The sequence below is a fragment of the Acetobacter sp. P5B1 genome (assembly GCF_018811985.1).
Taxonomy (GTDB): Bacteria; Pseudomonadota; Alphaproteobacteria; order Acetobacterales; family Acetobacteraceae; genus Acetobacter; species Acetobacter cerevisiae.
In genome coordinates, this window is sequence record NZ_JACRVS010000048.1 from 1 (window position 1) to 6965 (window position 6965).

Sequence of the window (6965 nt, forward strand, 5' to 3'; positions counted from 1 at the left end):
CACGTCCCCCCATTGCAGTTCCGCCCGGCCGCCCAGCATCCCCGCCGCGCATTTCAGCTAAACAGTGTGATAAATCCCTCGATTCGTCTCCCACGTCACCCGCGCGCAGCGCCGATACCGCCCTCCACGCCGCAGCCCGCCCCAAAACGGATGCCGCCCTGCTGGAGCAGATGGTCACCCTGCGTCGTGCTGGCAAATCCCTGCGTCAGATTGGTCGGCAGACAGGCCGCTGCATGGAGGGCGTGCGGCAGGCTCTCCTGCGGTACGAGCAGGCCCGGTCCGAAACTCCGGCCCAGTACGCGCAGGATGAGGACTGGCACGAACCCCTGCGCGACCCGGAGCCTCTGCCCACCGGCCACCCCATCGCCACGCAGGCCATCTGGCGCGGGCTGGAACGCTGGAGGAACATGGTATGAGCAAGCGCCGCTGGTCCAAATTCTGGTGGCAGGATTACGAGCGCGACCCCGCTTTGCGCCTGTGCTCACTCGCCGCACAAGGCCTGTGGATGCGCCTGCTGTGCCTGATGCACGAGGCCGAACCTTACGGTCACCTGTGCGTCAATCACCGCCCGCTGCACACCCGCCAGCTTGCGCAGATGCTGGGTGTGTCAGACCGCCAGATCCAGCGCCTGATGGCCGAACTGCGCGAGGCCGGGGTCTATAGCACCACACCAGACGGCGCGGTTTTCTGCCGCCGCCTGCTGCGGGACAAAGCCGCGTCGGACCTCGGCTCCCACTGGGGCCGCACGGGCGGCAACCCTCAGCTCAAACCCGCACCCCAACGCCCGCCGGAAGGGGCAGGGGAGGGCTTAACCGCACCTGCATCCCAGCCCCTTAAACACCAAGAAGCAGAGGCAGAGTCAGAAGCAGAGTCCTCCCTCACTGCGTTCGGGCCGGACAGTGATGCACGCACGCATTTATTCAACACAGGCCTGTTGTTTTTAAAACGGGTCACCGGCAGACCAGACCGCTCCGCCCGTGCGCTGCTGGGCAAATGGCTGAAAATGCTCGCTGATGATGCCGCCACCCTTCTGGCCGTTCTGGCCGAATGCGAGGCCTTCAACCCAGCCGAACCCGTCTCCTGGCTGGAAGCCACCATTCGCCACCGCCTCGCCGCAGAAGCCGAAGCAGCCCAGACCGAAGCCACCAGTCAGACCACCCACGCGCCAAACACAACCACTCCGGCAGGCCCGATCCCCACACCGCACGCCAAACGCATGACCGCATGGGCCGCCGTGCCCGATCTGGAAGGAGTCTGATCATGCTCGCCCCAGCCCGCGCACCCCAGTCTCACCCCGCTCACACCATCGCCACGGCTCACGCGGCTCCTGCCACCGGCACGTCTCACCTGGCTCCCACCACCGGCACGCCCACATCCGCCGCGCATTCCATCACAAACCGCATCGCAGTCCCGTCCCACGCCACCCGTTTGCCCACCTCACATCCCGCTTCACACTCCAGGTCCCACACGCCAACCCCACACACGCCGGTCTGCCCTTACACACCGCCATCGCCCGCCTTACGTGCCGTCTTCGCTGCACAGGCCGCAGGGGTGCCCCTCATCCGGCGAGACGTCCCGCCAGACCTCATCGCGGCTCTGCATATGCACGCCCAAAGTCTGCACACGGCCCTGCAACCGGTTACGGAACTGCATGTCGCGGCATGGCTCAAAAAGCTGGGGCACCTCGTTACCAATCCACCGGGGGCTGGACATGCTGCCAGTCAGTGCCGCGCTATTTTTGAAGTCTGCGCGGACATTCCCGCTGGCGCATGGGGGCCGGAAGCGCGCCTCGCATGGACCCGCCAGCCGCCGAGGGACGGTTACCCGGTCGGCGCACGCTGGCCCAGCCCGAACGAACTGCGGACCATCCTGCTCCCCTTCGCCAACACCCTGCGCCGGGACGCCGCCAGCAGCCGCACCCTGCTGGCCAGCCTCCCACCATCCCTACGTACCCAGCCCCCAGCGCCACACGCCGTCGCCTAACCACATCACACCACCTGTTTCCTGACGCATCCCTCAAAGGCACTCACATGGCAAAACTGAAAACAAGAAATCACCCTTCCACACCAACTACTTTCTCAGAAAACGGCCCCACGCCAGAACGCCGCGCCCGCTCGGAATTTGTCGGCACAGCGCCCGCCCGCGTTCTGCGCACCGTGCAATCTCTGCTGCAAGCGGGTGACATTACCCAGCCCGCCGCCGATGCCGCCGAGCGCTGGTATCGGGACTATATATTTGGCTATTGTGACTACGTGGAATTTTCAGAGCAGCACCGCCCCAGCACGCTCACCCGGCACGATGCCGTCTCCTGGCAACTGGTCCGCGCCCGCGCTATGGCGCGAATCACCGAGGCCAGAGAGGCACTGGGCCTGTGCGCGCATCAACGCCTGCGGATGATGCTGGTGGATGAACTCTCATTCCGCGCCATGGGCGAGGCCCTGTTCCCCACCATCTCGGCCAGTTCCTCACAGCGCAAAATTGCAGCCCAGTGCGCCCTGTTGCTGGAACAGCTCGCGGCCAGAGAGGAAGCTGCCCGCAAGGCTGCCAAAGCCGCCCGCAGCACAAAGAACACCATCCGGGAGCCTGCCGCCCGCACAGAACAGGCTTGACGCGCAGGGGTGTTTCAGAACAGGGCAGGGGGAAGGCCCACCGTATCCGTATGGAGCAGAGTAGCATGACCCAAAAACTCTACATCTATGACCACTGCCCGTTCTGCGTAAAAGCAGAAATGATTTTCGGTCTGAAAAACCTCCCCTTTGAACGCATCATCCTGCTCAATGATGATGAAGCCACGCCCATCGGCATGGTTGGCCGCAAATCCCTTCCCATTCTGGAGGAAGACGGCCGCTTCATGCCGGAAAGCATGGATATCGTCACCCATATTGACCAGCAGGGCACACCCATCCTCACCGGCACGCCCAACCCGGCCATTACGGAATGGATCAGTGCGACCAGCAGCACGCTCTATCGCCTGTTCCTGCCGCGCGCTGCCTGCGCTCCGCTGCCGGAATTTGCGACTACCGCAGCCCGCGCCTACTTCCTGACAAAAAAGGAAGCCTCCACCGGCCCGTTCTTTGAAATTCTAAAAGACAGTGACGGCGAAATCGGCAATCTGAATACCATGCTGAAAATGCTTGCCCCACTCATCCGCAGCCCGGAAGCGGTCAACGGCACGCTCTCCACAGATGATATTCACCTGTTCGCCCACCTGCACAGCCTCTCGCTTATTCGCGGCATCGTCTACCCGCCCGCCGTCGAGGCTTATCGCCAAACCCTGTCCCGCCTCTCCGGCGTCGGCCTGTATGACGGCATTGCTGCCTGAAGCAGCAGGAATTTTTCACAAAAAAGGGGGCTGGCCAGAATACCCGGCCAGCCCCCTTTTTATGCGTTCTCCGGCACCACATCCGCCGAACAAAAATCCGCGTTACCGGACCCGCTCACCTGCCGGAAAGCGCCTGTTCCATCTGGGTATCAGAGACGCGCCAGATCGCATTCCCCACATCATCCGCCACCAGCAACGCGCCCGTTGAATCCAGCGCCAGCCCCACAGGCCGCCCATGCGCCCGGTCCTGATTAGGCGTCAAAAATCCCGACAGCACATCCACCGGCACGCCGGAAGGGCGACCATTCAGGAACGGCACAAAAATCACCTTATACCCGCTCTTCGGCCTGCGGTTCCAGGAGCCATGCTGGGCAATAAAGGCCCCGTTCCGCCAGGCGGCGGGCAGGGAACTGTTTTCTGCAAATAAAAGACCAAGGCTGGCGGTGTGCGCTCCCAGCGCATAGTCCGGCGCTATGGCGGAGGCCACCAGAGCCGGGTTCTGCGGTGTTACGCGTGTATCCACATGCCCGCCATAATAGCTGAAGGGCCAGCCATAAAACGCCCCTTCTTTGACGGAGGTCAGGTAATCCGGCACCAGATCACTCCCAATTTCATCGCGCTCATTCACCACCGCCCACAGCGCGCCGGATTGCGGCTCCCATCCCATCCCGTTCGGGTTGCGTAAGCCGGTCGCAAAGGGCGTCAACTTGCCGGTGCTTAAATCAAGTTTGTCAATGCGCGCCCGGCCTTCCTCCGCCTGCAAACCATTTTCCGCGGCATTGCTGTTGGAGCCAATGGTGACGTAAAGGGATTTTCCATCCGGGCTGGCCAGCAGATTCTTGGTCCAGTGGTGGTTGTAGCCAGACGGCAGATCCACCACTTTTTCCCCCGCTGCGGTAATGGATTTCTGCCCCGCCTCATACGGAAAACGCCAGATGGAATCCGCATTGGCCACATAAAGCGTGTTCTCAATCAGCGCCATGCCAAAGGGCGAATAGAGATGGTCCAGAAACACGCTCTGCTCTTCCGCAACGCCGTCGCTATTGGCATCACGCAGCAGAATAATGCGGTTCGGGCTGGGCACATCCGCCCCCACCAGCCCCTGAATGGCGCGGGCAATGCGGTTTTTAAAGGATGTCTTGTCCGTGTTGGGGGAATTGGTTTCCGCCACCAGCACATCCCCGTTCGGCAGGGCATACAGCCAGCGCGGGTGGTTGAGCCCTTTCGCAAAGGCTTTCACGCTTAACCCCTTGGCCGCACGGGGCATTTCCCCGTCTTTCCAGCCAACCGGGCGGGCAATATTCACTGTCGGCATCAGCGTTGCGTTGGGCGGCGGCAGCTTGGGGTGAGGCCCCGTGCTGGCAGAAACCGGAAGCTGAGCGTATTCCGGCCGCAGCACAAACTTGTAGGTTCCAATTCCCAAAAGAACCAGAACAATCCCCAGACTCAGAAGATAACGGCGCGTACGTGTCATGAGCGTGCACATCCCTGTTCGTCAGGCATACGGGCACGAAGATGTGCCGGGGCCTCTTCCTCCAAACACGCAATCGGGCAGGAAGTTCATTCAGGCCGAAAATCCTGCGTCTGCTCCGCTTGTCGGTGCGCGTGGTCACTCCTATCCCTTGGGCATCATCACAAAAGTGTTGCCAGGGAGGGTTTTTTAAAACCCCCGGCAGAAAGTCTCAGGAGTCCTCATGGCGGGTGCATCCCCGGCTTCAGGCGTGCGCGCGGGTGCCGTCTTCTGTTCCGCCGCAACATGGTGGGTGCTGGTGGCGCGCAAAGGGGCCGCTCTGGTGTTCTGCCCCATTCTCCCGCAGTCAGAACAGTGCCACCGGGCCGATATCCCGGTGCCCTGGGCGGAAGCCCTGCAGGTTGGCTGCCCGGATGGCACCCGCATCCGCTGCCGCCCGGTCCTGCGCCCCTCCATGCACGGTCTCACCCGGCGCGGCCAGTTTGGCGCAAATCTCACGGACCGTATCGTCACCACGCTCAGCGCAGAACTCCGCCACCGCCAGCAGGAAGACGCCGCCTCATCCCGCTTTGCTGCAAGACCGCCCGGAAAAATAAGCAGCTTTCACACCTCCGTCTCCTGCACCGGCGCGCTCCATCTGCCCTCTTACCGCCCGGAACCCCGCTCCCCCGCGTCCTGCATTTTTTCTGAAAATCCATGCCAGAAAAATCACCGCCTCCAAAACGAACCCCCGAAAAACCCGCGCCCATCACCCCGCTGGATATTTTCACCCGCGTCATGCAGGGGGACGAGACCATAACAGACCGCCAGTTTGACGCCGCCAAAGTGGCCGCCCCCTACCTGCACCCCAAGCTGGCGGGCCTGTCCATGAATGCGGTTGTTCGCCGCGGCGTCGAAGAGTTTTCGGATGATGAACTCAACACACTTGCGCAGGCAGGCACAGCAGGCCGCCCGGACTGAACTCGCCCGCCGAGCTGCCGCCAGAGACGGACTTCTGGATTTCACCCGCTACACCATGCCGGATTATCAAGCCGGCGCGCATCATCATTTGTTGTGTGACAAACTGGATGCCGTGGAACGCGGGGCCATCACCCGTCTCATGGTCTTCATGCCACCCCGGCATGGAAAATCTGAGCTCACCAGCAAGCGTTTTCCGGCATGGTATCTTGGCCGCAACCCGAACAGACAGGTTGTGTGCGCCTCCTACGGGGCGTCTTTAGCGCAGGATTTCGGGCGAGACGTCCGCAACCTCGTCGCCTCCCGCCGCTTCAACTCCCTGTTTCCCACCGTCACACTGGCGGCAGACAGCAGCGCGAAGGACGCCTGGCACACAGCACAAGGCGGCCTCTACGCCAGCATGGGCATCGGCGGCGGGCTGACAGGGAAGGGCGCACACCTCGCCATTGTGGATGATCCGGTCAAGGACCGTCAGGAAGCCGAAAGCCCCGTCCGCCGCGCCGCCGNTTTGTTGTGTGACAAACTGGATGCCGTGGAACGCGGGGCCATCACCCGTCTCATGGTCTTCATGCCCCCCCGGCATGGAAAATCTGAGCTCACCAGCAAGCGTTTTCCGGCATGGTATCTTGGCCGCAACCCGAACAGACAGGTTGTGTGCGCCTCCTACGGGGCGTCTTTAGCGCAGGATTTCGGGCGAGACGTCCGCAACCTCGTCGCCTCCCGCCGCTTCAACTCCCTGTTTCCCACCGTCACACTGGCGGCAGACAGCAGCGCGAAGGACGCCTGGCACACAGCACAAGGCGGCCTCTACGCCAGCATGGGCATCGGCGGCGGGCTGACAGGGAAGGGCGCACACCTCGCCATTGTGGATGATCCGGTCAAGGACCGTCAGGAAGCCGAAAGCCCCGTCCGCCGCGCCGCCGTGTGGGACTGGTATCGCGCCGTCCTGCGCACGCGCCTCATGCCCGGCGGCGCGATCGTGCTGGTGATGACGCGCTGGTCCCCCGATGACCTCGCAGGCCGCCTGCTGGATGAGATGCAGTCCGGCACCGGCGAGGCATGGGACATCCTCCGTCTTCCCGCCCTTGCGGAAGAGGCCGACCCGCTCAACCGCGCCCCCGGCACGGCCCTCTGGCCACAGGCCTTCCCGGAACCGGAACTCGCCCGCATCCGCCTCGCCATCGGCGCGCGGGAATGGGGCGCACTCTACCAGCA

General features: G+C 63.0%; 8 protein-coding genes and 1 pseudogene. 8 read left to right on the forward strand and 1 reads right to left on the reverse strand.

Annotated elements, in window-relative coordinates; all coding sequences use genetic code 11:
- From KP703_RS14895 to grxB, 5 genes and pseudogenes are all read left to right on the forward strand, one after another.
- A pseudogene (locus KP703_RS14895) lies at nucleotides 1–416 on the forward strand (hypothetical protein); the annotation flags it as partial.
- Nucleotides 413–1258, forward strand: a complete 846-nt coding sequence (locus KP703_RS14900) for a winged helix-turn-helix domain-containing protein (protein ID WP_215755494.1) — start codon at nucleotides 413–415, stop codon at nucleotides 1256–1258. The pseudogene KP703_RS14895 and the gene KP703_RS14900, both read left to right, overlap by 4 nt.
- A 2-nt stretch (nucleotides 1259–1260) precedes the next feature.
- Nucleotides 1261–1983, forward strand: a complete 723-nt coding sequence (locus tag KP703_RS14905; protein WP_215755495.1) for a hypothetical protein — start codon at nucleotides 1261–1263, stop codon at nucleotides 1981–1983.
- Between the two features lie 47 nt (nucleotides 1984–2030).
- Nucleotides 2031–2609 (forward strand): hypothetical protein, encoded by a 579-nt coding sequence (locus KP703_RS14910; RefSeq protein WP_252354113.1) that lies wholly within the window; start codon nucleotides 2031–2033, stop codon nucleotides 2607–2609.
- 65 nt (nucleotides 2610–2674) lie between these two features.
- Nucleotides 2675–3322, forward strand: a complete 648-nt coding sequence (gene grxB, locus KP703_RS14915; RefSeq protein WP_062144751.1) for a glutaredoxin 2 — start codon at nucleotides 2675–2677, stop codon at nucleotides 3320–3322.
- Between the two features lie 115 nt (nucleotides 3323–3437).
- On the opposite strand, the gene KP703_RS14920 is transcribed toward grxB, so the two are convergent.
- The gene (locus KP703_RS14920; protein ID WP_215755496.1) at nucleotides 3438–4796 is read right to left on the reverse strand and encodes a sorbosone dehydrogenase family protein; all 1359 of its coding nucleotides are present in this window, start codon (nucleotides 4794–4796) and stop codon (nucleotides 3438–3440) included.
- Between the two features lie 220 nt (nucleotides 4797–5016).
- Here KP703_RS14920 and KP703_RS14925 point away from each other — a divergent pair, with 220 nt between their 5' ends.
- The 3 genes from KP703_RS14925 to KP703_RS15745 all read left to right on the forward strand — a co-directional run.
- Complete coding sequence (locus tag KP703_RS14925) at nucleotides 5017–5592, forward strand: hypothetical protein (RefSeq protein WP_215755497.1); 576 nt, start codon at nucleotides 5017–5019, stop codon at nucleotides 5590–5592.
- Nucleotides 5571–5753 (forward strand): hypothetical protein, encoded by a 183-nt coding sequence (locus KP703_RS14930; protein WP_062144396.1) that lies wholly within the window; start codon nucleotides 5571–5573, stop codon nucleotides 5751–5753. The genes KP703_RS14925 and KP703_RS14930 overlap by 22 nt, the downstream gene beginning before the upstream one ends.
- The coding region (locus KP703_RS15745; protein ID WP_252354114.1) for a terminase large subunit domain-containing protein at nucleotides 5701–6965 on the forward strand (1265 nt) is incomplete at its 3' end. The genes KP703_RS14930 and KP703_RS15745, both read left to right, overlap by 53 nt.